We start from the raw sequence: 25,397 nt of genomic DNA on the forward strand, positions 1-25,397 counted from the left end.
CTCCCCCTGGGGTACTTGGACAAAGAAGAAGAGGCAGAGTGGCGTTTCTGGGAATCGACAGCTCGCTGACGGGGCGGCGCTGGATCGGCCCGGATGCGGCGCTCGAGCGGCGGGCCGAGGGCCTGGCGCAGCAGGCGGCGCTGCCGCTGCCGGTCGCGCGGGTACTGGCCGAGCGCGCGGTGGAGCCGGCCGAGGCGGCAGGCTTCCTGACGCCCAGGCTGCGCGACCTGCTGCCGGACCCGCTGCTGCTGCGCGACATGGGCGCGGCGGCAGAGCGCTTGGTCCAGGCGGCCGTTGCGGGGCAGCGGATCGCGATCTTTGCCGATTATGACGTCGATGGTGGTTCCTCGGCCGCGCTGCTGATCGACTGGCTGCACCAGATGGGTCGGCAGGCGACGCTTTATATCCCGGATCGCATCGACGAGGGCTATGGGCCGAATGTTCCTGCGATGGAGGCGCTGGCCCAAGGCCACGACCTGATCGTCTGCGTCGATTGCGGCACGCTGAGCCATGATGCGCTGGCCGCCGCCCAGGGGTGTGACGTCGTCGTGCTGGACCACCATCTGGGCGGCGAGACGCTGCCGCCGGCGCTGGCCGTCGTGAATCCGAACCGCGCTGACGAGGACGGCAGCCTGGGCCACCTGTGCGCGGCCGGGGTGGTCTTCCTGACACTGGTGCAGGCCGGGCGGCTGTTGCGGGCCAGGGGGCTGCCGGAACCCGACCTGATGGCGATGATGGACCTGGTGGCGCTGGCGACCGTCGCCGATGTGGCACCGCTGGTCGGTGTGAACCGCGCCTTCGTTCGGCAGGGGCTGGCGGTGATGGCGCGGCGGCAGCGTATAGGCCTGGTTGCGCTGTCGGATGTCGCGCGGCTGGACGGGCCGCCGGCCGCCTTTCACCTGGGCTTCCTGCTGGGCCCGCGGATCAACGCTGGCGGGCGCGTCGGGCGGGCCGACCTGGGCGCGCTTTGCCTGTCTTGCCGCGATCCGCACCAGGCCGCGGATCTGGCCCGGCAGCTGGACGACCTGAACCGCGACCGCCGCGCCATCGAGGCTGCCGTGCGGCTGGAGGCCTTGGCGCAGGTCGAGGCACGTGGAAGCGCCCAGCTGTCATGGGCAGCCGGCGCCGGCTGGCATCCCGGCGTCGTCGGCATCGTCGCCGCCCGCGTGAAAGAGGCGACGGACCTGCCGTCGGTCGTCATCGGGGTCGAAGGCGGCATCGGAAAGGGCAGCGCCCGTTCGGTTCCGGGTGTCGACTTGGGCCGCGCCATTCAGCGGCTGGCGCGCGAGGGGCTGCTCCTGAAGGGCGGCGGTCACGAAATGGCCGCCGGGCTGACCGTCGAGGAGGCGAAAATCGCCCCCGCGATGGAGCGTCTGGCCGAGCTGATCGGCCGCGACCTGGCCGGACGCAGCGCAACGCGCGACCTGCGCATCTCGGGGCTGCTGGAAGGGTCGGGCGCCACGCCGCAGATGTACCGGATGCTGGAGGATGCGGGCCCCTATGGACAGGCCGCCCCTGCCCCACGCTTTGCCTTTGCCGACCAGCTGATCGACAGCGCGGCCACGATGGGCGACCGGCACCTGCGCCTGTCCTTCCGCAGCCCCGGCGCGCCGGCGCTGGAGGCCGTGGCCTGGGGCGCCATGGATGGACCTCTGGGACCGGGCCTGATCGGCGCGAAGGGGCGGCGTTTCCACCTGGCCGGCAAGCTGGAGCTGTCCACTTGGGGCGGGCGCGAACGCCTGCGCCTGCGCCTGGACGACGCCGCAGCGGTCTGACGCAACCCGCGCCCCCTGCGGGGGGTTCTGGTCAGTGCCCGAAGCGGCCGCTAACCTGACCATCAAGGAGGACCCGATGAACCTGACCTGGCTTGGCCATTCCGGCTTCCGGCTGGAAATCGAAAACGCCGTGATCCTGATCGACCCCTGGATGACGGGCAACCCCGCCTTCCCTGACGGCGCGCGTGAGGATGCGATCAAGGGTGCGACGCACATCCTTCTGACCCATGGACATGGCGACCACAGCGGCGACACGCTCTCGATCGCCAAGGAGCTGAATATCCCGGTCGTCGGCATCTTCGACCTGATCAGTTTCTGGCAGGAATCTGAAGGCATCGAGGGCACGGGCTTCAACAAGGGCGGCACGGTCGATCTGGGCGGCGCGCAGGTGACGATGGTCAATGCCTCGCACTCCAGTTCGATCAACGGACCTCAGGGGCCGATCTATGCGGGCCACGAATCGGGTTACATGATCGCTGGCGAGGGGCGGGTAATCTACGTCTCGGGCGACACCGACATCATGGCGGACATGGAGTGGATGGGCGACCTGCACAAGCCGGACATCGGAATCCTGTGTGCGGGCGGCCACTTCACCATGGACATGACCCGCGCGGCCTACGCGGCCAGGCGCTATTTCAACTTCAAGACCGTCATTCCCTGCCACTACAAGACCTTCCCCGCGCTGGAACAGGATGCGGGTGCACTGGCCGCCGGCCTGCCGGGCGTTCAGGTCATCGAACCCAAAATCATGAAGGCCATCGCACTGTGAGCTTCCAGACCTTCGAAGACCCCGCCGGCGGCGGCGACCACGCGGCCCGGCTTCAGGCCCTGAGGGACGTGATGCGCGATCAGGATCTCTCGGCCATCATCGTGCCCCGCGCCGACGTCCACCAAGGCGAATATGTGGCCGAGGCAGACGCAAGACTGGCGTGGCTCACCGGCTTCACCGGCAGCGCGGGCTTTGCCATCGCGACGCTGGACCGCGCCGGCGTGTTCGTGGACGGCCGCTATCGGGTGCAGGTCCGCGGCCAGATCGACCTGCGCCACTTCACCCCCGTCGACTGGCCCGAGACGCGCCCGTCGGGCTGGCTGCGAGAGGCGCTGCCGCAGGGCGGGCGCGTCGGTTTCGATCCGTGGCTGCACACGCGGCGAGAGATCGAGACCATGGAGACCGCCCTGCAAGGCAGCTCGATCGCGCTGATCGCGTTGGAGGGCAACCCGGTCGATGCCATCTGGCCGGATCGCCCCGCCCCCCCGGTCGGAGCCGCGCGCATCCATCCGACCGAGCTTGCCGGGGAAACCTCTGCCCAGAAACGGTCCTGGCTGGCTGCCGAACTGAAGGCGGCGGGCCAGGCGGCGGCGCTGCTGACCCTGCCGGATTCGATCTCGTGGCTTCTGAACATCCGGGGCAGCGACCTGCCCAAGAACCCGGTGGTCCAGTCCTTCGCTGTGCTGTCGGACAGCGGCCACCTGGCGCTGTTCGCCGACTCCGCCAAGTTCGACGACGACCTGCGTGCCCATCTCGGCAACGAGGTCAGCATCCTGCCGCACGATGCGCTCTCAGCCGCGCTAATCGACCTGGAAGGTCCGGTCCGCCTGGATCCGGGCAGTGCACCGGAAGCGGCGTTCCGCATCTTGGACGACGCCGGCACCGATGTTATGCGCGGACCCGACCCCGCGATTCTGCCCAAGGCGCGGAAGAACGCGGCCGAACTTGCCGGCATGCGCGCCGCCCATCACCGTGACGGGATCGCGATGGTGCGGCTGCTGGCTTGGCTGGACGCGCAGGACCCGGCCTCTCTGACCGAGATCGACGTCGTCCGCCGTCTTGAGGATCTGCGCCGGGACGCCGGTATCCTCGACATCAGCTTCGACACGATCATGGGCGCGGGACCGAACGGCGCCATCGTCCATTATCGCGTCACCGAGATGACGAACCGCCGCCTGTCGGGCGGAGAGCTTCTGCTGATCGATTCCGGCGGGCAGTATGCCGACGGCACGACCGACATCACCCGCACGGTGGCGCTCGGCCAGGTCAGGCCCGATGCCGTCCAGCCATTCACCGCCGTCCTGCGCGGGATGATCGCCCTCAGTCGGGCCAAGTTTCCAAAGGGCGTCGCCGGCGCGCATCTGGACGCGCTGGCGCGGCAGTTCCTGTGGCAGCAGGGGCTCGACTTCGACCACGGCACCGGCCACGGCGTGGGCGCGGCGCTCTGCGTTCACGAAGGCCCAGTGCGGATCAGCCGCGCCAGCGACATGGCGCTCGAATCGGGGATGATCCTCTCGAACGAGCCCGGGTATTACCGCGAGGGCAGCTTCGGCATCCGGATCGAGAACCTGATCGTCGTCGCAGAGGCTGACGCAGAGCCCGGCCGCCAGATGCTGGGCTTCCAGACGCTGACGCTCTGCCCCATCGACCGCCGCCTGATCGATCGCGCCGCCTTCTCCGCGAATGAGGTGGCCTGGCTCGACGACTATCACGCCTGGGTGCGGCAGGAACTGCGCGATCACCTGGACCCAGCCGAACAGGCTTGGCTCGACGCCGCGACCGCTCCCTTGGCGTAAGGTTCCGCGCGCCGACCGGGGGGCGCGGGGGGCGAGCAGCCCCCCGCCGTCGCGGGACGCAATTCCAAGTGTCGGGTCAGAGACTGTCCAGAATCCGCGCCGCCTCGTCCCGGCAGGGTGTCAATGCGCCGCGATCCTCGCCCGGATAGAACCTGGCGCGAACCGCCGTCGGCATCGGCGCCGGCGCGTCGATGACAACCCGTGGTCCTGTCTGCACCGTCTCGGCCTGCCAGCTGCGGGCCAGTGCAATCTGCGCGGCCTTGGTGGCGCCATAGGCCCCGAAGAACTTTTGCCCGCCGCGCGCATCGTCGAAGAACAGGGCCGTGCCGTTGCCCAGACGCAGCAAAGGCTCCAGCAGGGCGATCAGTCCGCGCGTGACCTCGACATTCGTCAGCATCGACTTGGACCAGTCGCGTCCTTCGATCTGCGGCGCCGGGGCCAGCGGCGCGGCATGGACCGCGCAATGCGCCCAAAGGGCAAGCCCGCCCCAGCGAGCATGGATCGCCTGCACCATCTGCTGCATCGCGGCCGGATCGGTCACATCCATCGGTGCCAGAGTGGCCTGCCCGCCATCGGCCCGGATCCTGTCATCCAGCTCTTCCAGCGCGCCGACCGTGCGGGCCACCGCCATCACGTGAGAACCCCGCCGCGCAAGCCCTTCGGCCAGCGCCGCTCCCAGCCCTCGGGAAGCCCCTGTCACCAGCGCCAGCCGCGGCGCCCCTGCCTGATCTTGGTCATTCATACCGGCTCACTTGCCACCGTGCCGCCCGCCTTGCAAGTGCCGTTCCGTGGCACACGGACAGGCAAAAGCCCTGCCACCGTCAGGCGGCAGGGCTTCATGTCGTGGCCCTTCGATCAGCGGTTGCTCACGTCCACATAGTCGCGCTTGTCGCTGCCCACATAAAGCTGGCGCGGGCGGCCGATCTTGTTCTGCGGATCGCCGATCATTTCTTTCCACTGGGCGATCCAGCCCACCGTACGCGACAGCGCGAAGATCGGCGTGAACATCGAGGTGGGGAAGCCCATCGCCTCGAGGATGATGCCCGAATAGAAGTCGACGTTCGGATAGAGCTTCTTCGACACGAAGTACTCGTCCTCCAGCGCGATCCGCTCCAGCTCCTTGGCGACCTGCAGGGTCGGGTTGTCGGCCACGCCCAGAAGGTCCAGAACCTCGTCCGCCGATTCCTTCATGACCTTCGCCCGCGGGTCGAAGTTCTTGTAGACGCGGTGACCAAAGCCCATCAGGCGGAACGGATCATCCTTGTCCTTGGCGCGGGCGATGAATTCCGGGATGCGGTCCACAGTGCCGATCTGGCGCAGCATCTCCAGGCAGGCCTGGTTGGCGCCGCCATGTGCGGGACCCCAGAGGCAGGCGATGCCCGCCGCGATGCAGGCGAACGGGTTCGCCCCCGACGATCCGGCCAGACGCACCGTCGAGGTCGAGGCGTTCTGTTCGTGATCCGCATGCAGCGTGAAGATGCGGTCCATGGCGCGGGCCAGAGCCGGATCGACATTGTATTTCTCGGCCGGGACCGAAAAGCACATGTTGAGGAAGTTCGACGCGTAATCCAGCTCGTTCTGCGGATAAACGAAGGGCTGGCCGATCGAATACTTGTAAGCCATCGCGGCAATGGTCGGCAGTTTGGCGATCAGCCGGATTGAGGCGACCTCGCGCTGCCAGGGATCGCTGATGTCGGTGCTGTCGTGATAGAAGGCCGACATGGCCCCCACGACGCCCACCATCGTTGCCATCGGATGCGCGTCACGGCGGAAGCCGCGGAAGAAGTTGTGCATCTGCTCGTGCACCATCGTGTGGCGCGTGATGCGGCTTTGGAAATCCGCCATCTGCTCGGCCGTCGGCAGTTCGCCGTAGAGCAGCAGGAAGCACACTTCCAGATAGTTCGACTTGGCGGCTAGCTGCTCGATCGGATAGCCGCGATACCACAGCTCTCCCTTGTCACCGTCGATATAGGTGATCGTCGAATCGCAGCTGGCGGTCGAGGTGAAGCCAGGGTCATAGGTGAACACATCCGCCTGACCATAGAGCTTGCGGATATCCAGAACCTCGGGTCCCTGGGTCGGGCTGAGGATCGGCAGGTCGAATTCCCGTTCGTCGATTCGCAGTTTGGCTGTCTTGTCCGCCATCCTGTGCGTCCTTTCCGGCTAGGCCTGGCCCTTCGCACGCTGAAGGGACCGGGCACGTTGCGACAGGCTTCAGCCTGCCAAATCGGTCTGGTCCTGAAGCCGGGCCAGCGTTTCGTCGCGGCCAAGCGCAGTCATCATGTCGAATACACTGGGGGTCGCGCTGGTCCCTGCCAAGGCTGCCCGAAGGGGGCCCGCGATCTTGCCAAGCCCCACGCCGTTTTCATCGGCAACCCGCTTGGCCGCGCCCTCCAGATCGTCACGCGTCCAGCTAGCATTCTGCACTGCGGCAGTCAATGATTTCAGCATACCACGGGATACCGCATCCAGGGACTTGGTCGCCTTTTCATCGATTTGCAGCGGCCGTTCGACCACCGCGAAGCGTGCCTGATCCAGCAGCGCAGGCAGGGTCTTGGCCTTGTCCTTCAGCGCCCCCATCGCGCCCATGATCCGGTCTCGCTGGACTCCCGTCAGGGGTGCGCCGCCCGTTTCCGCGACGTAGTCCTGCAGCGCGGCCATGACGGCATCGTCGCTCATCGTGCCCAGGTGATGGCCGCTGACATGCTCCAGCTTCTTGAAGTCTAGCCGCGCCGGCGCCCGGCCGATGCCTGACAGATCGAACCACTCGCAGGCCTGCGCGTCGTCGAACAGCTCGTCGTCGCCATGGCTCCAGCCAAGCCGCGCCAGATAGTTGCGCATCGCCGCCGGCGGATAGCCGAGCGCTGCAAATTCGTGCAGGCCCACCGCCCCGTGGCGCTTGGACAGCTTCTTGCCGTCCTCCCCGTGGATCAGCGGGATATGGGCGAAGACCGGACGATCCCAGCCCATCGCGTCATAGATCTGGATCTGCCGCGCGGTGTTCGTCAGGTGATCGTCGCCGCGGATCACATGCGTCACGCCCATGTCGTGATCGTCCACCACCACGGCCAACATGTAGGTGGGCGTCCCGTCGCTACGCAACAGGACCATGTCGTCCAGCTGGTCGTTGGCAACGCGCACCTCCCCCTGCACCTGGTCGTCGATCACCGTCTCGCCGGTGCGCGGCGCCTTCAGGCGGATCGCGAAGGGTGCGTCGGGCAGGTCAGTGGCATCACGCCACGGGCTGACGAAGGGCTGGCGCGGGTGCTGCTCGCGCCAGGCGGCGATTTCGTCGGTCGTGGAGAAGCACTTGTAGGCGCTGCCGTTCGCCAGCATCTGGCGGGCGACCTCCGCGTGGCGGTCCTTGCGGGCGAACTGGCTGACGGGCTCTCCGTCCCAGTCCAGGCCCAGCCAGGTCAGGCCCTTGAGGATCGCCTCGGTCGCCTCGGGGGTGGAGCGGGCGCGGTCGGTATCCTCGATCCGCAGCAGGAACCTGCCGCCACGGCCCCGCGCGAACAACCAGTTGAACAGCGCCGTCCGCGCGCCCCCCACATGCAGGTAGCCGGTCGGAGAGGGGGCGAAGCGGGTAACGACGGGGATCTGGGACATGAGGGCCTTCGGCAGATACGGATCCTGGCAGGCATTAACGGTTCGGTAACCATCGCCATGCCAATCTTGTGCCTTGTGATAATCAACGGCCTTGGAAAGGACAAGGATGTTGCCCCAATCGGGCGCGTTGCCCCAGGGTCTTGCCGCGGTGCAGCCGCGTGTCGTGCCACGGCCCCGCCCTGCCGCGGCCGTGCGCGCGGGGCTGTTTCCATGGGTGCCGGTATGCCTGTCGGCGGGCATCGGGCTGTGGTTCCTGCGACCGGCGCTGCTGGCCTGGCAGGAATGGGCGGCCGTGGCCGGCGTGGCGCTGGCGGCCTTCGCAGTCGCGCGCCTGGCTCCGGTCTGGGCGGAGCGGGGGCGGATCGGCTGGGGCGCCGCAGACGGCCTGCACCTGGCGGCCCTGGCGGTCTGCCTGATCGCCTGCGGCACCGCCCTGGCCGGGTTCCGCGCCGCCAATGTCGCCGCCCCCGTGCTGGAATGGCGTTATTATGGCCCGGTCGAGGGTCGCGTGGTCGAGATCGACCGATCGGGCCGCGATCGGATGCGGCTGACGTTGGACCATGTCGTGCTGCGCGACCTGCCGCCCGACCGGACGCCCGCGCGGGTGCGCCTGTCGCTGATGGGCGATGACGACCTGCCGCCCCTGGGCCAGCGGGTGATGCTGACCGCGCATCTGGGACCGCCCCCTGCCCCGGCCTCGCCGGGCGGATTCGATTTCCGCCTGCACGCCTGGTTCGAGGGGCTGGGTGCCGTCGGCTATACCCGCACCCCGATCATGTCCGTCGCCCCGCCCGAAGGCGGCATTTGGTGGATGCACCGCGCCCGCATGGCGATCAGCCGGGCGATCCAGGACCGCATCGGCGGCCAGGCGGGGGCGGTCGCCTCGGCGCTGATGACAGGGGACCGTTCGGGCATTTCCGAACAGACGAACGAGGTGATGCGGGCGTCGAACCTCTATCACATCATCTCCATCTCGGGGCTGCACATGGGGATGCTGGCAGGCTTCGTCTATGGCGGCCTCCGGCTGGCGACGGTTTTGGTTCAGGGCGCGGGGATCGGGCTTGGCCGGCCGCTGCACAAGGCGGCGGCCGGCGGGGCGCTTGTGGCGGCGGCGGCCTATCTGTGGCTGTCGGGCGGCGGCGTCGCGACCGAGCGCGCCTTCATCATGGTCGCCGTCATGCTGGGCGCGATCATGGCAGACCGCCGCGCCATTTCGCTGCGCACCGTGGCGGTCGCGGCGACGATCATCCTGATCTACAGCCCCGAAGTCGTCACCGGCGCCGGCTTCCAGATGAGCTTTGCCGCCACCATTGCGCTGATCCTGTCCTATGGCCCCTGGTCGCGCGTCGCGCCGCACATTCCCTGGTGGCTGCGCCCGGTCGCGATGCTGATCGTGTCCTCGCTGGTGGCGGCGGTTGCGACATCGCCCATCGCGGCGGCGCATTTTAACCGTATGGCGCAATACGGGCTGCTGGCGAACCTGCTGGCGGTGCCGGTGATGGGCACGCTGGTCATGCCGGCGGGCGTGATCGGGGCGATCCTGGCCCTGGTGGGGCTCGAGGCGCCGGCGCTCTGGATCATGGGGATCGGCACGAAATGGATGCTGCTGGTGGCCGAACATGTCGCGAACCTGGGCGGGGCGGTGACGGCCATCGCGCTTCCGCCGGCCGCCGTGGTGCCGATGATGGAGTTCGGGGCGATCCTGGCCATTCTCTGCTGGCGCGGCCGTTGGCGCAGGGGGCCCACCTCGGCCGGGCTGGGTCTGGGCGTGGCGCTGATGGCCGCGGCAGCGGCGCTCTGGATCACGGCGCGTCGGCCGCTGCTGCTGATCGCCCCGGAAGGCGAGGCCGTGGGGCTGATGACGCCCTTGGGGCGGGCCATCTCGAAGCCCTCCGGCGGGGCCTTCGTCGTCTCCTCATGGCTGCAGGAGGACGGCGACATGGCCAGCCAGGAAGACGCCGCCGCGCGCCCTGCGTGGACAGGCGACCGCCGCGACAGGGTCGCGGACCTGGCGGCGGGCTGGCAGGTGTGGCACTTCACCGGCAAGGGTTCGGGCGAACGCGCGGCGACCGCTTGCCGTCCACTGCGCATCGTCGTCGCATCCGAGCCCGTGGATCTCGACGCCGCGCCGCGCTGCCTGCTTCTGGACCCGCAGCGGCTGAAGGCGACGGGCGCGGCATCGATCGACTTTCGGGAAGACGTGCCGATCCTGCACCACGCTGCCCCGCTGGAGCTGCGACGCTAGATATCACATGCTGATCCGGGCGGCTGACACCGCAGGGCCGGTCGCGGAATGCGCACCCGGCGCAGGGTCAGCGCCACCTTGGAAGGCCGCCAACAGGGGCGAACCAAAAACTCGGACAACGTCTCTCTCGCGGCTCAAGCACCGCATGCCATCCGTTGCGTTGTGAGGCCCGGCCACTTCACTATTCCCGTAAGGTCAGGGGCCCGCCCGGCGCCAGCGCAGCGGCGGCAGTCGAGTGGCCGGCAACGCAAGGGGCCGGCAATTCCTGCCGGCCCTGCCGTCTTCAGGCCACCTCGGCAAAAACCTTGCCAAGCGCCTTGTCCAGCTTTTCGAACATCTCGTCCATCTGGGCGGGCGTCAGGATGAATGGCGGGCAGAGGACGATCGACTGGCCCAAGGGACGGCAGATCAGGCCCATGTCGGTGCAGGTGTTGGCGATGCGTTCGCTGACTGACAGGTGCCCCTCGAACGGGGTCTTGGTCGCCTTGTCGCGCACCGCCTCCAGCGCCCACATGAAGCCCACGCCGCGATATTCGCCGATGTTCGGGTTCCGGGCCAGCTGGCGCAGCCCCTCCTCGAAGCGCGGGGCCAGGTCGATGACGTTCTGGGCCAGCCCTTCGTTCATGACCACGTCGATGGCCTTCAGCGCCACTGCGCAACCGACCGGATGACCCGAGGCGGTGAAGCCGTGCGGGAACTCCTCGATCCGGTCGATGGCGGCCTGCAGGCGGTCGGTCAGCTCGGGCCCCAGGATCACCGCGCCCATCGGGAACAGGCCCGCCGTCAGGTTCTTGGAGCTGATGATGGCGTCGGGTTCAAACTCATAGGTCTGGCTGCCCCAGGTGTTCCCGGTGCGGCCGAAGCCGGTGATGACCTCGTCCGCGATCATCGGGATGCCGTGCTTCTTCAGGACCGGCATGATGGCCTGGAAATAGCCCGCGGAGGGCGGGATCACGCCCCCTGCCCCCTGCACCGGTTCGGCGAAAAAGCCGGCGATGGTGTCGGCGCCCTCACGTTCGATCGTCTCGTCCAACTCGCGCGCCAGGCGCGCGGTGAACTGCTCTTCGGTCTCGCCCTCCTCGCCATAGCGCCAGTAATGCGGGCAGGTCAGGTGGATGAAGCCCGGCAGCGGCAGGCCGAAGACCTCGTTATAGGGCTTGCCGGTCATGCTCGCCGAGACCGCCGTCACGCCGTGATAGGCGTTCCAGCGGGTCAGGATCTTGCGCTTCTGCGGATTGCCCTCGGATGCGTGCATGAACCACAGCATCTTGACCATGGTGTCGTTCGCCTCGGAGCCGGAGTTGGTGTAGAACACCTTGCCGCGTGCGAAGGGCGACACCTCGATCAGCTTTTCGGACAGCATCACCGTCTGGTCGGACATCCGGCCGAAGAAGGCGTGATAGCCGGGGAAGCGGTCGTATTGCGCCTTGGCGGCCTCGGCCAGACCCTTGTGGTCAAAACCCGCGACCATATTCCACAGGCCGGAATTGGCATCGAGGTAGCGGTTGCCGTTTACGTCCACGATATAAGGCCCCTCGCCATGCGTCAGAACGACGGCACCGCGCTTGTGAACGCTTGGCAGGTCGGTGAACCCGTAGAGCGAATATTCGTCGGCGCGGGCTTCCCAGCTTTGCGGGGTCGTCATCGTGATGCTCCTGTAACCGGTTTGGCCACAGGCTAGCCGTCCCAACCGCCACGTTCAATGGCCGCCCACGCGGGTGCAAGGCAGCCTCTTTGCACCGAACCTCATGCGGCGGCGATGGTGCGGTGCGCAGGCGAAGCAACGGACGCGGCGGCCTGACGCCTTTCCAAGGCGCACGGTTTGCTGTAACAGCACGCGGATTCCAAGGACTGCATGTCATGACCCAGAACGCCCCGTCGAAGGCCGTCAAGAAGCTATTCATCAAGACCTATGGCTGCCAGATGAACGTCTATGACAGTCAGCGCATGGCCGAGGCCATGGGCGCCGAGGGCTATGTCCTGACCGAGGACCAGGCGGACGCCGACATGGTCCTGCTGAACACCTGCCACATCCGCGAAAAGGCGGCCGAGAAGCTCTATTCCGACCTGGGCCGGCTGAAGCCGCTGAAGGCGGAGAAGCCGGACCTGAAGATCGGGGTCGCCGGCTGCGTCGCACAGGCCGAGGGCGAGGAGATCGTCCGCCGGATGCCGCTGGTCGATCTGGTCGTCGGCCCGCAGACCTATCACCGCCTGCCCGCCATGGTGCGCGGAGAAGCGCCGCGGATCGTCACCGACTTTCCCGAAGAAGACAAGTTCGACCACCTGCCGGAACGCCGCGCCACCCGGCGTGCACCTGCGGCCTTCCTGACCGTGCAGGAGGGCTGCGACAAGTTCTGCGCCTTCTGCGTGGTCCCCTATACCCGCGGGGCCGAGGTCAGCCGGCCAGTGGACCGCATCCTGCGAGAGGCCCGCGACCTTGTCGACCGGGGCGTGCGGGAAATTACCCTGCTGGGCCAGAACGTCAACGGCTGGCACGGGGCTGGCGAGGGTGGCGAATGGGGCTTTGGCCGGCTGATCCGCGCCCTGGCCGAGGTTCCGGGGCTGGACCGCATCCGCTATACCACCAGCCACCCCAACGACATGGCCGACGACCTGATCGAGGCGCATCGCGACATCCCCGCGCTGATGCCCTATCTTCACCTGCCGGTGCAGTCGGGCAGCGACCGCATCCTGAAGGCGATGAACCGAAAGCACACGGCCGACCAGTACCTGCGCCTGATCGACCGCATCCGCGACGCGCGGCCCGACATCCTGCTGACCAGCGACTTCATCGTGGGCTTCCCCGGAGAGACGGATCAGGACCACGCCGACACGCTGCGGCTGGTGGAGCAGGTGGGCTTCGGCACGGCCTTCAGCTTCAAGTATTCGCCGCGTCCCGGCACACCCGCCTATGACCGCCCCGAGGTCGAGGGCAATGTATCCGATGCCCGCCTGCAGGAACTGCAGGCCCTGCTGACCCGCCAGCAAAAGGCCGCGCAGCAGTCGATGGTCGGCCGCACGCTTGGCGTGTTGTTCGAAAAGCCGGGACGCATCCAAGGCCAGATGGTCGGCAAATCCGATTATCTGCATTCGGTCTTTGTCGAGGCGCCAGATGCCCAGGTAGGCGATCTGGTGCAGGTCAGGATCGTGGAAAGCGCCCCGAACTCTCTACGCGGAGAGCTGGCGTAAGTCGGCCCCCGACCGGGCGCACGTGGTCGGGGGCCGCTCTTTCACGCGGTCGGGCCAGCGCGAAAGCCTAGTTGCGGCACAAGGCCGCGAAGAAGGTGCCGGTCCCCCGAGGAACGCGCGAACAGGACGGGGGACCGGACTTTTCCGTGCCGATGCGCTGGCACGGAAACCGGGGGGCCAAGGGCAGCTATTCGCCGCCGCCAAGCCCGTGGACATAGACCGCGAGGGCGCGGATTTCGGCCTCGGACAGACGGCTGGACCAAGCGGGCATCACGCCGTAGGGGCCCTCGCTGATGATCCGGGTCAGGGTGTCGCGGTCGCTGCCATAGAGCCAGACCTGGTCGTTCAGCGCGGGCGCGCCCTGATCGCGGTTGCCGCTGCCGTCCTCCATGTGGCAGGCGGCGCAGTTGTCGGCAAAGACCGCCGCGCCCTCGGCCGCACGTTCGGCGTTGTGGGGCAGGCCTGACAGCGACAGCACGTGGTCGGTGACCTGCACGATCTGCGCCTGGTCCAGCAGCCCGTCGGTACCGAAGCGCGGCATCTCGGAATAGCGTGTCTCGGGGTCGAGTGGGTCGCGGATGCCGTGCTGCAGGGTCTGGTGGATGTCGGCCAGGCTGCCGCCCCACAGCCAGCTGTCGTCCAACAGGTTCGGATAGCCCGTCCCCCCTGCCGCGCCGGCCCCGTGGCACTGTGCGCACCAGTTGCGATAGAGCGCGGCGCCCGCATTGGTCGCATAGCCGGTCAATTGCGGGTCCGACGGGATCTCCTCCAGCGGCGCTGCGACCAGGGCGGCCTGGACGGGGGCGTTGGCGGCTTCGAACCGGTCGATCTCGGCCGCGACCTCCTGCCGGGTGTCGGTCTGCAGAAGGCCTTGGGTCGCCTGGGTCACCAGCGGGATGGCAGGATAGGCGAGGACATAGCCGACGGACCAGATGATCGTGGCATAGAACGTCCACAGCCACCAGCGCGGCATCGGGTTATCGTATTCGGTGATCCCGTCCCATTCGTGCCCGGTCGAGGGCGTTTCCTGCAGCGCCACCCCGTGCCGCCCCTTGCGGCGCGTCTTGGGCGTGACGGGCTGGTCGGGGGCCGGCCGGGGCGGGATGTCGCCCGCCAGCTTGGCGGCATGTTCGACATCGGCGGCGGCGCGGCGCAGCTTGATCTTGTCGGCGTCATCCGCCGGTTTCCGGGGCTCGTCGGACATCAGCGGTCCTCCTTAGTCTTGTCCTCGGCCGGACGGGTTTCGTTGCGGAAGATGCTCTCGGCGGCGTCCCTCTGAACGCGGCGTGCGCCGGGGCGGAACACGAAGAGGATCACGCCCACGAAGATCACGGTCAGCGCCAGCAGGACCCAGCTGTCGGCCAGCGTGCGAAGAAAACTGTAGGTTTCCATGGCGGCCTCAGCGGTTCGGGTCGGGTTCGAAGGTCGAGAAATCGACCATCGTGCCCAGGACCTGCAGATAGGCGATCAGGGCGTCCATCTCAGTCAGCTGGGGCTGGCGGTCGAAGTTGCGCATCTGCGCGCCAGGATACCGCTCCTGCAGGGCCGGGTCGCCGAACGGGTCGGCCTGGGCGCGAAAATCGGCCACGGCGTTCTGCAGCATCTCCTCGGTATAGGGCACGCCCACGGCGCTGTCGGTGCGCAGGCGGTCGCGGATGTGGTCGGGCGTGATCATCCGGTCCAGCAGGAAGCCATAGCTGGGCATGATCGATTCCGGCACCACGGATCGCGGGTCGCGCAGGTGGTCGATGTGCCATTCGTCCGAATAGCGGCTGCCGACGCGCGCCAGGTCGGGGCCGGTGCGCTTGGACCCCCATTGGAACGGGTGGTCGTACATCGATTCCGCCGCAAGGCTGTAGTGGCCATAGCGCTCGACCTCGTCCCGCATGGGGCGGATCATCTGGCTGTGGCAGACATAGCAGCCCTCGCGGACATAGATGTCGCGGCCGGTCAGTTCCAGCGGCGTATAGGGACGCACGCCCTCGACCTCTTCGATGGTGTTCTCCAGGTAGAACAGCGGGGTGATCTGGACGATGCCGCCGATGGTGACGACCAGGAAGGAAAAGATCAGCAGCAGCGTCGCGTTCTTTTCCAGGATCTTGTGTTTTTCCAGGATGGCCATGATCTGCCCCTTATTCGGCCGGAACGGCGATGGCGGTGGGTGCGGCCTTGGGCTGGCGGGCGACGGTCGCCCACAGGTTCCAGGCCATGATGATGCCGCCCGCCAGGTAGAGGACCCCACCGAGGCCCCGCACCACGTACATCGGGAACTTGGCGGCGACGGTGTCGGCGAAGGCGTTGACCAGGAAGCCGTTCTGGTCGACCTCGCGCCACATCAGGCCTTCCATGATGCCGGTGACCCACATCGAGCTGGCGTAGAGGACGATCCCGATCGTCGCCAACCAGAAGTGCCAGCTGACCAGCGACAGGCTGTAGAGCCGTTCCCGCCCCCAGAGCCGCGGCGTCAGGTAATAGAGCGCCCCGAAGGTGATCATCCCGTTCCAGCCGAGCGCGCCGGAATGGACATGCCCGATGGTCCAGTCCGTATAATGCGACAGGCTGTTCACGGACTTGATCGACATCATCGGACCTTCAAAGGTCGCCATGCCATAAAAGCCCACCGCGACGACCATCATGCGGATGATCGGGTCGGTCCGCAGCTTGTCCCAGGCGCCAGACAGCGTCATCAGGCCGTTGATCATGCCGCCCCAGCTGGGCATCCACAGCATGATCGAAAACACCATCCCCAGTGTCGCGGCCCATTCGGGCAGCGCGGTATAGTGCAGGTGGTGCGGGCCGGCCCAGATATAGAGAAAGATCAGCGCCCAGAAGTGGATGATCGACAGCTTGTATGAATAGACAGGACGCTCGGCCTGTTTCGGGATGAAGTAATACATCATCCCCAGGAAGCCCGCCGTCAGGAAGAAGCCGACCGCGTTGTGGCCGTACCACCACTGCACCATCGCATCCTGCACGCCGCTGAAGAGTTGCACGGACTTCGACCCCCAGATGCTGACCGGCAGCGACAGGTTGTTGACGACGTGCAGCATTGCGATGGTCACGATGAAGGCCAGATAGAACCAGTTCGCGACATAGATATGCGGCTCGCGGCGCTTGATGATCGTGCCCAGGAAGACGGCCAGATAGACCAGCCAGACAGCGGTCAGCCACCAGTCCACGTACCATTCCGGCTCGGCATATTCCTTGGACTGGGTGGCGCCCAGGATATAGCCGGTCGCGGCCAGCACGATGAACAGGTTATAGCCCCAGAAGACGAACCACGCGGCGTTTCCGCCCCAGAGCCGCGCCGCCGAGGTGCGTTGCACGACATAGAAGCTGGTGGCGATCAACGCGTTGCCGCCGAAGGCGAAGATCACCGCGCTGGTATGCAGCGGGCGCAGCTTGCCGAAGTTCAGGTAGCCCTGAGTCAGATCGGACAGGTTCAGTGACGGAAAGGCCAGTTGGAAGGCGATGAAGGTGCCGACCAGAAAGCCCACCACGCCCCAGAGGACGGTGGCCACGACGCCGAAGCGGACCGGTCCGTCCAGGTATTCGTTCGGGTCGACGACCGGCACCGGCTCGTCGATGCGGCGCAGTATCCACAGGAACAGGCCGCCCGCCACCAGCATCACCGTCAGCGCGTTAACCATATAGGCCGGATCACGCGCCAGGTTGGCCCCAATCGCGGCGAAGAGCGCAATACCGCCCAACCCCATCAGTCTCACGTAATTCCACATGGCGTCCCCGTGCCCATCAGCCTCGCATCCCGGTCTCCGCCCGCCAGAGGGCGAATCGGCACTCCGGGGCAGTCGATGACGCCGGAAATAAGGGAACGGCGGCGGGGCGGACCTTGATCTGCGTCAAGGTTCGAGTTGATCCTAATCAAGGCGTGCAGCCGGACACCGGCCCATCGTCGGGGCATCAGACACCACGGAGGCGACCATGGCCTACAAGACGATCCTGACCGTCCTCAGCCACCAGGCGCAGTTGCCGCAACTGGATGCGGCTGCCGCGCTGGCGGCGGCGCAGGACGCGCATCTGGACATTCTCTGCCTGGGGATCGACCACAGCCAGCCCGGCTACTACTTTCCCGGCGGCGCGGCTTACGGGCTGCAGGAAGCCATCGACACGGCGATGTCCGACGCCGAAACGCTGGAGCATGGCATCCGCCAGCACATGGCCGGCGCGTCCGACCTTTGCTGGGCCACAGAATCGGCGGTGGCGCAGTCAGGCAGCATTGCGGGCCTCGTGGGGCTGCGGGCGCGCTTCTCTGACCTCACCGTCTTGGCCAGCCCCTATGCCGAGGGTCAGCCCGGCGACGCCGAAACCATCACTGAAGCCGCGCTCTTCGAAGGCTCCTGCCCTATCCTCGTTCTGCCGAAGGCCGAGGCCCCCGCCCTGCCGCCGCGCCGCGTGCTGGTCGCCTGGAACCAGTCGGCCGAGGCGCTGACCGCCATCCGCCGCGCGCTGCCGCTGCTTCAGGCCGCCGATGCGGTCGAGGTAACCTGCATCGACCCCGGCCGCACCGGGCCCGAGCGCTCGGACCCCGGTGGCGCGCTGACGCAGATGCTGACCCGCCACGGCGTCCGGGCCGAAATCGCGATCTTGGCCCGCACCGCCCCCACGATCAGCGCCGAGATCAACCGCCGCGCGATCGAGATCGGCGCCGATCTGGTCGTCATGGGCGCCTATGGCCATTCACGACTGCGGCAGGCGATCCTGGGCGGCGCGACGCGGAACATGCTGGAACAGGCGCGGGTGCCGGTCTTCATGGCCCGCTGAGGGTTGTCACGACGCGCAGGGGGGTGCGGGGGGACGGCCAGTCCCCCCGCCGTCGCGGGACGCAATCATACCCCGCGCTTGTTGCCCCACAGCATCACGTGCAGCTGCGGCAGGACGCGCGCTGCAAACCAGCCGTCGGCGCAGACCTTCTCGACCAGCCACAGGACGCGGTCGGCCACATCCTGCGCCGCCACCGGCACTGCCGGATCAACCTGCGGATTGCCCGGCTGCAGATAGAGCGGCAGGTCAGGATACCTGCCCGCCACCTCCTGCGCCCAAGCATAATCCGTCTCATTGAAGATCACGATCTTCAGCGCCATCCATGGGGCCCCTGCCGCAATGCACGCCTCAAACGCCGCCCAATCGGGTTGCTCGCCGCTGGAGGGCGGCTTGGGGCTCAGGACCAGCATCGCCAGATCCTCGAACCAGTCCCGCGCAATAGACCCCTGGGTCTCCAGCGCGAAGGCGTATCCCTCGGCCCGCCCCGCCTTGATCAGCGGCCCGAAATCCTGGATCGCCGGATTGCCACCGGAAATCGACACCGTCAACGGCCGCCCGCCCGACAGCGCCCGCACCCGGTCCATGACCTCTCCGCTCTCCATCGCGGCCCAAGTGTCGCGGAAGGCGCTGTCCACCGCGTGCATCGAATCGCACCAGGAACAGCGATAGTCGCAGCCGCCGGCGCGGACGAAGACCGTCGGCTGGCCAATCAGCGCGCCTTCGCCCTGGATGGTCGGGCCGAAGATCTCGGCGATGCGCAGGCGGCTCATGGCCGAAACTCCGCCCAGGTTTTCGGCGTCTCGCTGACCTTCACGGCGCTGACCTCCGGCCATCGCGAGCGGCACCACAGGAAGAAATGCCGCGCCAGGTTCTCGGCCGTCGTCGGCCCGTCCAGCACGTCGTTCAGGTGGCGGTGATCAAAGCTTTCGTCGATATAGGCCTTCAGCGGCGCCAGTTCGTGATAGTCGCGCAAGAAGCCGTCCGCGTTCAGATCCGGCGCCGCCAGCTCCACCACCACGACATAGTTGTGGCCGTGCAGCCGCGCGCATTGGTGATCGGGCGCCAGATGATCCAGCCGGTGCGAGGCGCTGAAGTGGAACTCCTTGCTGATGCGGAACATCACGCGCCCTCTGCCGCATGGGCGGCGACGGCGGCCTTCCAGTAATCGGGATCATCGTAGTCGGTCGGGTCGGCCACGCCAGCCAAGTGGAACGCCTCGCGCCGCTCGACGCAGGTGCCGCAGCGCCCGCAATGCCGCGCCCCACCCTTGTAGCAGGACCAAGTCTGCGCGAAGGGCGTCCCGGCAGCAGCCCCCGCCGCCACGATGTGGGCCTTGGTCGCGCGCACGAAGGGCACGTCCAGCGCGACATCGGCATAGCCGTCCAGCGCCGCCCGCTGCATTTCGCCGAAGGCGTCGGTGAAGGCCGGGCGGCAGTCGGGATAGATGAAATGGTCGCCCCCGTGCACCGCCGCCGCGACCGCCGCGTCGCCATTGGCGGCGGCAATGCCGAAGGCGATCGTCAGCATGATCGGGTTGCGGTTCGGCACCACGGTGACGCGCATCGTCTCCTCGGCGTAGTGGCCGTCAGGCACGGCCACGTCGTCGGTCAGCGCTGACCCCGACAGGGCCGCCCCCAGGCCCGACAGATCGACCAGGTGGAACGGCACCTGCAGCCGCCGCGCGCATGCGGCGGCGAAATCCAGTTCCTTGCGATGGCGCTGGCCGTAATCGAAGCTGACGATGCGCGACAGGCGCCCCTGCGATGCCAGCACATGCGCCAGCGATACGGAATCGAGTCCGCCAGAGCAGACAAGCGTGGTGTTCATCCTGTGACCCTTGTTTTTGTGACCCGGGTAGGCTGCGACCGGGAAACGCCCGGTTATCATCAGCGATGCCGGATGTGAAGGGTCAGGCGGGCAGGCCGCCGTCCGAATCGTCGCCCGATTCCTCGACCAGACGGGCGAAATCAGGAAGGATGACGCCGCGCTTCCCCTCCAACTCGATCACGCCGTCGCGTTTCAGCGCGGTGATCTGGCGGCTGACGGTTTCGATCGTCAGGCCCAGGTAATCCGCCATCGCCTCTCGGGTCAGCGGCAGTTCCAGCACCATCCGCCCGCCGGGCTGGCGCTTGTGCAGCGCCGCCTGACGCCGCGCGATGATCGAAATGAACGACGCGATCTTTTCCCGCGCCGTCTTTCGCCCCAGAAGCAGCATCCATTCGCGGGCCGCGTCCAGCTCGTCCAGCGTCATCTCCAGCAGGCGATGCGCCAGATGCGGGGTCGCACGCATCATCTGGTCGAAGGGCTTGCGCCGGAAACAGCACAGCACGACCTTGGTCGCCGCCGTCGCGTTGTACGCCGCCTGATCGCGCCCCGGACGGCCGAGGAAATCGCTTGGCAGCAAAAGGCCCACCATCTGGGTGCGACCATCCTCCAGCGTCTGCGTCAGCGAGGCCACCCCCGTCACGACCGAGCCGACGAAGTCCATGCGGTCGCCTTCCCACACGATCGGCTGGCCGGCCTCGTAGGTGCGATAGAACTTCATCTCCTCGAGATTGCTCAGCTCCTCGCCTTCGCAATGGGCGCAGACGGCCCTGTACCTGATCGGACAGTCCGTGCAGCGCATGTCCTCATGCGTTGTGCCCTTCGAACCGGGCTTGATCTGGGTCAAGGCAGGTGTGCGCATCTTGCCCAAGGATAGGCGCATGGAGCATCTTTCGCAACTCAGACGCGCCGGCCTGTTTCAGTCACGGGCGCCCCGCTATACCAGCTATCCGCCGGCGACGCAGTTCAAGGCGGTCGACGCCGACCTTGTCGGCGGGTGGATGGCGGCCGTGCCGGAGGGGGCACGGATCTCGCTTTACATCCACATTCCGTTCTGCCGCAGGCTCTGCTGGTTCTGTGCCTGCCGCACCCAGGGCACCCAGAGCGTCGAGCCGGTCCGCGCCTATGTCGCCACGCTGCAGGCCGAGCTTCTGGCCCTGCGCCACCGGCTGCCGCCCGGCATCGGGCTGTCGCGCCTGCACTGGGGCGGCGGGACGCCGACGCTGCTGCCGCCCGACCTGATCTGCCAGTTGGCCGGCGCGGTCTTCAACCTGTTCCCGCTGGAAGAGGGCGGAGAATTCTCGGTCGAGATCGACCCGTCCGAGATCGACGCCCCGCGCATGGCGGCCCTGGCCAAGGCGGGGATGACGCGGGCGTCGATTGGCATCCAGGACTTCGACCCGCAAATCCAGGACGCCATCGGCCGCCCGCAAAGCTTCGAGATCACGGCCGAGGCGGTCCGCCTGATCCGCGACCATGGGATTGGCGGGCTGAACGCCGACATCCTCTATGGCCTGCCGCACCAGACCCTGCCGGGTATCGCTGACACGGTGCAGAAGGTGCTGGCCCTGTCGCCCGACCGGGTGGCCCTTTACGGCTATGCGCATGTCCCTTGGATGTCGAAGCGGCAGGTGATGATTCCGGCCGAGGCCCTGCCCGACGGCGAGGCGCGCCTGTCGCTGTTCGACACCGCATCCGAGCTGTTCATTGACGACGGCTTTCAGGCGATCGGCATCGACCATTTCGCACGGCCCGGCGACGGGCTGGCGAAGGCTGCCGCCGAAGGGCGGCTGCGGCGGAATTTCCAGGGCTATACCGATGATCCTGCGCAGGTGCTGATCGGTCTGGGGGCGTCGTCGATCTCGCGCTATCCGCAAGGCTATGCGCAGAACGCGCCGGCGACGGGCGCCTATACGGCTGCGGTGCGCGAGGGACGCATCCCCGCCGTCCGCGGCCACGCGCTGACCTCTGATGACGCCTGCCGCGGCCGGATGATCGAGGCGCTGATGTGCGATTTCCGCATCGACATGACCGAGATCACGCAGCGGTTCGGCCTTTCCATTGAGGCACAGATGGACCTGTTCGGGCCGATCCTGTCGCGGTTCGCAAACGTGCTGCGGCTGCATGGCCCGATTCTTGAGATCATGCCAGAAGGGCGCCCGCTGACGCGGCTGATCGCTCAGGCGCTGGATGCCTATGGCGCGCCGGAGGGCAGCCATTCAGTCGCGATCTGACGCGTGGTGCTGGCGGGGGTTTCACACCCCCGCACCCCCGTGGGATATTTGTGGACCGCCGCAGGAGGGGGTCAGTGTGCCTCGGCCCAGTTGGCGCCAGCGCCCGCGTCGACCACAAGCGGGACTGACAGGCGCACGGCCGGTTCGGCGGCACCCTCCATGATGCCGCGCGCACGCGCGATCAGGTCGTCCACGGCGTCTTCCTGCACCTCGAAGACCAGTTCGTCATGGACCTGCAACAGCATCCGCGCGGGCAGGTCGGCAATCGCGTCCGGCATGCGGATCATCGCGCGGCGGATGATGTCGGCGGCCGCGCCCTGGATCGGCGCGTTGATGGCCGCACGACGTGCTCCGCCCGCCGCGGGACCCGACTGGTTGATGCCCGGCGTGTTGATCCGCCGCCCGAAGAGCGTCGTGACAAAGCCGTCGCGCTTGGCGTCGGCCACCGTCTTGTCCATGTAGGCGCGAATTTCTGGAAAGCGTTCGAAATAGGTGTCGATGAAGCTCTGCGCCTCGGCCCGCGGGATGCGCAGGTTGCGCGACAGGCCGAACCCCGAGATGCCGTAGATCACGCCGAAGTTGATCGCCTTGGCGCTGCGCCGGATCATCGGGTCCATGCCTTCGACCGAGACGCCGAACATCTGGCTGGCGGTCATGGCATGGATGTCGATCCCGTCGCGGAAAGCCTGCTTGAGCGCCGGGATGTCCGCCACATGGGCCAGGATGCGCAGCTCGATCTGGCTGTAGTCGAGGCTGACTATGCGGTAGCCATCCGGCGCGACAAAGGCCTGGCGGATGCGGCGGCCTTCCTCGGTCCGGATCGGGATGTTCTGCAGGTTCGGATCGGTCGATGACAGCCGCCCTGTCTGTGCCCCGGTAATCGAATAGCAGGTGTGCACCCGCCCCGTATCCGGGTGAACATAAGTCGGCAGCGCATCGGTATAGGTCGATTTCAGCTTGCTGATCTGGCGCCAGTCCAGCACCCGCGCCGGCAGGTCGTGACCTTCGGCGGCCAGGTCCTCCAGCACGTCGGCACTGGTGGAAAAGGCGCCGGTCTTACCCTGCTTGCCGCCCGCCAGACCCATCTTGTCGAACAGGATCTCTCCCAGCTGCTTGGGGCTGCCGATGTTGAAGCTTTGGCCCGCAAGGCCGTAGATCTCGTCCTCGAGGCCCGCCATCTTCTGCGAGAACGCGTTCGACATGCGCTTCAGCACCTCGGTGTCTATGCGCACGCCCGCCATCTCCATCTGCGCCAGCACAGGGATCATCGGGCGTTCCAGCGTGTTATAGACGGTGGTGACCTTTTCCACCGACAGCATCGGCGCAAAGTGCCGGTAGAGACGCAGCGTGACGTCCGCATCCTCGGCCGCATAAGGGGCGGCTTTGTCGATCGCCACCTGGCCGAAGTGGATCTGGCTCTTGCCCGATCCGATCAGGTCCTTGATGGGGATGCACTTGTGGCCGAGGTAGCGTTCCGCCAATTCGTCCATGCCGTGATTGTGGGTGCCGGCGTTCAGGGCATAGGACATCAGCATCGTGTCGGCGACCGGTGTCATATGGACGCCGTGGCGGGCCAGGATCTTCCAGTCGTATTTCAGGTTCTGGCCGATCTTGAGGATGGACGGGTCCTCCAGCACCGGCTTCAGCGCGGCCAGCACGGTCGCGGGGTCCATCTGACCTTCCACCCGCGCGGACTGGCCGAAGAGGTCGTCGCCGCCCGCCACGTGGCCCACGGGAACATAGCAGGCCAGGCCCGGCGCAACGGCAAGGCTGATGCCCACCAAATCGGCGCGCATCTCATCAAGGCCCGTGGTTTCGGTGTCGATCGCCACCTGCCCCGCCTCGCGGATCGCGTCGATCCAAACGTCCAGTGCCTGAGGGGTCGACACGGTTTCATAGGCGGCGGTGTCGATGGCTGGCTGTTCCGGTGCGGCCGGCGCGTCGCTGGCAGGCGCCGCCTGCACCGCGGGGGCCTCGGTGCCGAGGCTCTCGGCCACGCGGTTGGTCAGGGTCCGGAACTCCATCTCGGACAGGAAGGCCAGCAGGCGGTCGGGATCCGGGGCCTTCACCTCCAGATCCTCCAGCGGGACGTCCAGCGGCGTGTCGCAGTCCAGCGTCACCAGCCGCTTGCTGATGCGGATCTGCTCGGCATGCTCGATCAGGGTCTGGCGGCGTTTCGGCTGCTTGATCTCCTCTGCCCGCTCCAACAGCGACTCCAGGTCGCCGTATTCCTGGATCAGCAGGGCAGCGGTCTTGATGCCGATGCCAGGCGCGCCCGGCACGTTGTCGACCGCGTCTCCTGCCAGCGCCTGCACATCCACCACGCGGTCGGGACCGACGCCGAACTTCTCGAACACCTCGTCGGGGCCGATCAGCTTGTTCTTGATCGGGTCCAGCATGTCGACACCGTCGCCGATCAGCTGCATCAGGTCCTTGTCGCTGCTGATGATCGTGGCCGTGCCTCCGGCGTTGCGGGCCGCGCAGGCCATGGCCGCAATGATGTCGTCGGCCTCATAGCCCTTGGTCTCGATGCAGGCGATGTTGAAGGCGCGTGTCGCGTCGCGGGTCAGCGGGAATTGCGGGCGCAGATCCTCGGGCGGCTCGGGGCGCTGCGCCTTGTAGGCGGGATAGATCTCGTTCCTGAAGGTCTTCGACGAATGATCAAAGATCACCGCCGCATGAGTTGGCGCGGTGTGGCCGTCATCAGTCTGAACATAGCGCCACAGCATGTTGCAGAACCCCGCGACCGCGCCTACGGGTAGTCCGTCGGATTTCCGCGTCAGCGGCGGCAGCGCGTGATAGGCGCGGAAGATGAAGGCCGATCCGTCGATCAGATGCAGATGACAGCCCTTGCCGAAACGCTCGCCCATGATCACCTATCCTTGCTGGTCAGGGCTGCCTTTTGCCACGACCCGAGCCGATCTTCCAGAAGGATGCCGAAGAACCGTCATGCCGAAGATGCGCCGCAAGTCTGACCTGCCCACGAAGACCTGCGCCGCCTGCGGGCTGCCCTTCGCATGGCGCAAGAAATGGGAACGGGATTTGGACCGCGTCCGCTACTGCTCGGATCGCTGCCGCAGGGCCAAGGCATCGGACCACGGCGCGGGCGGCAAGGCCGCCCCGGTTTGACCGCCCCCTCAATGGGGGCCGTCAAGCCGTCACGGTCCGTCGGGT

21 protein-coding genes are annotated in these 25,397 nt (G+C 67.2%); 8 read left to right on the forward strand and 13 right to left on the reverse strand.

The genetic code is table 11. The features are described 5' to 3' along the window. Window positions 1-38: 38 nt before the first annotated feature. From recJ to OC184_RS01510, 3 genes are all read left to right on the forward strand, one after another. Entirely contained in the window at window positions 39-1,775 is a 1,737-nt protein-coding gene (gene recJ / locus OC184_RS01500) for a single-stranded-DNA-specific exonuclease RecJ (RefSeq protein ID WP_265505412.1), read from the forward strand. Window positions 1,776-1,851: 76 nt separating this feature from the next. Then, window positions 1,852-2,544, forward strand: a complete 693-nt coding sequence (locus tag OC184_RS01505; RefSeq protein WP_265505413.1) for a metal-dependent hydrolase — start codon at window positions 1,852-1,854, stop codon at window positions 2,542-2,544. Next, complete coding sequence (locus tag OC184_RS01510; RefSeq protein ID WP_265505414.1) at window positions 2,541-4,340, forward strand: aminopeptidase P family protein; 1,800 nt, start codon at window positions 2,541-2,543, stop codon at window positions 4,338-4,340. The genes OC184_RS01505 and OC184_RS01510 overlap by 4 nt, the downstream gene beginning before the upstream one ends. 76 nt (window positions 4,341-4,416) lie before the next feature. Here the strand turns inward: OC184_RS01510 and OC184_RS01515 are convergent, their stop codons facing one another. The 3 genes from OC184_RS01515 to gltX form a co-directional block, all read right to left on the reverse strand. Beyond that, window positions 4,417-5,082 (reverse strand): SDR family NAD(P)-dependent oxidoreductase, encoded by a 666-nt coding sequence (locus tag OC184_RS01515; protein WP_265505415.1) that lies wholly within the window; start codon window positions 5,080-5,082, stop codon window positions 4,417-4,419. Window positions 5,083-5,195: 113 nt separating this feature from the next. Next, window positions 5,196-6,485, reverse strand: a complete 1,290-nt coding sequence (locus tag OC184_RS01520) for a citrate synthase (RefSeq protein WP_265505416.1) — start codon at window positions 6,483-6,485, stop codon at window positions 5,196-5,198. A gap of 69 nt (window positions 6,486-6,554) precedes the next feature. Beyond that, the gene (gene gltX / locus OC184_RS01525; protein WP_265505417.1) at window positions 6,555-7,949 is read right to left on the reverse strand and encodes a glutamate--tRNA ligase; all 1,395 of its coding nucleotides are present in this window, start codon (window positions 7,947-7,949) and stop codon (window positions 6,555-6,557) included. Between the two features lie 106 nt (window positions 7,950-8,055). Between gltX and OC184_RS01530 the strand changes: the two genes are divergently transcribed. Beyond that, window positions 8,056-10,194: a ComEC/Rec2 family competence protein gene (locus tag OC184_RS01530; protein WP_265505418.1), complete on the forward strand. Its 2,139-nt coding sequence runs from the start codon at window positions 8,056-8,058 to the stop codon at window positions 10,192-10,194. Between the two features lie 283 nt (window positions 10,195-10,477). Here OC184_RS01530 and OC184_RS01535 read toward each other — a convergent pair whose 3' ends face one another. After that, the gene (locus OC184_RS01535; RefSeq protein WP_265505419.1) at window positions 10,478-11,839 is read right to left on the reverse strand and encodes an aminotransferase; all 1,362 of its coding nucleotides are present in this window, start codon (window positions 11,837-11,839) and stop codon (window positions 10,478-10,480) included. A gap of 215 nt (window positions 11,840-12,054) precedes the next feature. Between OC184_RS01535 and miaB the strand changes: the two genes are divergently transcribed. Further along, a complete protein-coding gene (miaB, locus tag OC184_RS01540) occupies window positions 12,055-13,383 on the forward strand; it encodes a tRNA (N6-isopentenyl adenosine(37)-C2)-methylthiotransferase MiaB (protein ID WP_265505420.1) in 1,329 nt (442 codons plus the stop codon). Window positions 13,384-13,570: 187 nt separating this feature from the next. Here the strand turns inward: miaB and ccoP are convergent, their stop codons facing one another. From ccoP to ccoN, 4 genes are read right to left on the reverse strand one after another with little or no spacing between them, the layout of a single operon-like run. Further along, window positions 13,571-14,587 (reverse strand): cytochrome-c oxidase, cbb3-type subunit III, encoded by a 1,017-nt coding sequence (gene ccoP, locus OC184_RS01545; RefSeq protein WP_265505421.1) that lies wholly within the window; start codon window positions 14,585-14,587, stop codon window positions 13,571-13,573. Further along, window positions 14,587-14,775: a cbb3-type cytochrome c oxidase subunit 3 gene (locus OC184_RS01550; protein ID WP_265505422.1), complete on the reverse strand. Its 189-nt coding sequence runs from the start codon at window positions 14,773-14,775 to the stop codon at window positions 14,587-14,589. Before OC184_RS01550 ends, ccoP begins: the two co-directional genes overlap by 1 nt. 7 nt (window positions 14,776-14,782) lie before the next feature. Continuing rightward, a complete protein-coding gene (ccoO, locus tag OC184_RS01555) occupies window positions 14,783-15,505 on the reverse strand; it encodes a cytochrome-c oxidase, cbb3-type subunit II (RefSeq protein WP_265505423.1) in 723 nt (240 codons plus the stop codon). Between the two features lie 10 nt (window positions 15,506-15,515). Continuing rightward, window positions 15,516-17,120, reverse strand: coding sequence for a cytochrome-c oxidase, cbb3-type subunit I (gene ccoN / locus OC184_RS01560; RefSeq protein WP_265505424.1), 1,605 nt, complete (start codon window positions 17,118-17,120; stop codon window positions 15,516-15,518). Between the two features lie 205 nt (window positions 17,121-17,325). Between ccoN and OC184_RS01565 the strand changes: the two genes are divergently transcribed. Beyond that, window positions 17,326-18,165, forward strand: coding sequence for a universal stress protein (locus OC184_RS01565; RefSeq protein WP_265505425.1), 840 nt, complete (start codon window positions 17,326-17,328; stop codon window positions 18,163-18,165). Window positions 18,166-18,230: 65 nt separating this feature from the next. Here OC184_RS01565 and queE read toward each other — a convergent pair whose 3' ends face one another. The 4 genes from queE to fnrL form a co-directional block, all read right to left on the reverse strand. Beyond that, entirely contained in the window at window positions 18,231-18,935 is a 705-nt protein-coding gene (gene queE / locus OC184_RS01570) for a 7-carboxy-7-deazaguanine synthase QueE (protein WP_265505426.1), read from the reverse strand. Further along, the gene (locus tag OC184_RS01575) at window positions 18,932-19,285 is read right to left on the reverse strand and encodes a 6-pyruvoyl trahydropterin synthase family protein (RefSeq protein ID WP_265505427.1); all 354 of its coding nucleotides are present in this window, start codon (window positions 19,283-19,285) and stop codon (window positions 18,932-18,934) included. The genes queE and OC184_RS01575 overlap by 4 nt, the downstream gene beginning before the upstream one ends. Beyond that, window positions 19,285-19,992, reverse strand: coding sequence for a 7-cyano-7-deazaguanine synthase QueC (queC, locus tag OC184_RS01580; protein ID WP_265505428.1), 708 nt, complete (start codon window positions 19,990-19,992; stop codon window positions 19,285-19,287). The genes OC184_RS01575 and queC overlap by 1 nt, the downstream gene beginning before the upstream one ends. 82 nt (window positions 19,993-20,074) lie before the next feature. Next, entirely contained in the window at window positions 20,075-20,791 is a 717-nt protein-coding gene (gene fnrL / locus OC184_RS01585; RefSeq protein ID WP_265505522.1) for a transcriptional regulator FnrL, read from the reverse strand. A gap of 79 nt (window positions 20,792-20,870) precedes the next feature. Between fnrL and hemN the strand changes: the two genes are divergently transcribed. Next, the gene (hemN, locus tag OC184_RS01590; protein ID WP_265505429.1) at window positions 20,871-22,223 is read left to right on the forward strand and encodes an oxygen-independent coproporphyrinogen III oxidase; all 1,353 of its coding nucleotides are present in this window, start codon (window positions 20,871-20,873) and stop codon (window positions 22,221-22,223) included. A 71-nt stretch (window positions 22,224-22,294) separates the two neighbouring features. Here the strand turns inward: hemN and polA are convergent, their stop codons facing one another. Next, window positions 22,295-25,093: a DNA polymerase I gene (gene polA / locus OC184_RS01595; RefSeq protein ID WP_265505430.1), complete on the reverse strand. Its 2,799-nt coding sequence runs from the start codon at window positions 25,091-25,093 to the stop codon at window positions 22,295-22,297. Window positions 25,094-25,172: 79 nt separating this feature from the next. On the opposite strand from polA, the gene OC184_RS01600 reads away from it, so the two are divergent. Further along, window positions 25,173-25,352, forward strand: coding sequence for a DUF2256 domain-containing protein (locus OC184_RS01600; RefSeq protein ID WP_265505431.1), 180 nt, complete (start codon window positions 25,173-25,175; stop codon window positions 25,350-25,352). The last annotated feature ends 45 nt before the right edge of the window (window positions 25,353-25,397 follow it).

Source organism: Paracoccus rhizosphaerae (genome assembly GCF_026162645.1).
Taxonomy (GTDB): Bacteria; Pseudomonadota; Alphaproteobacteria; order Rhodobacterales; family Rhodobacteraceae; genus Paracoccus; species Paracoccus rhizosphaerae.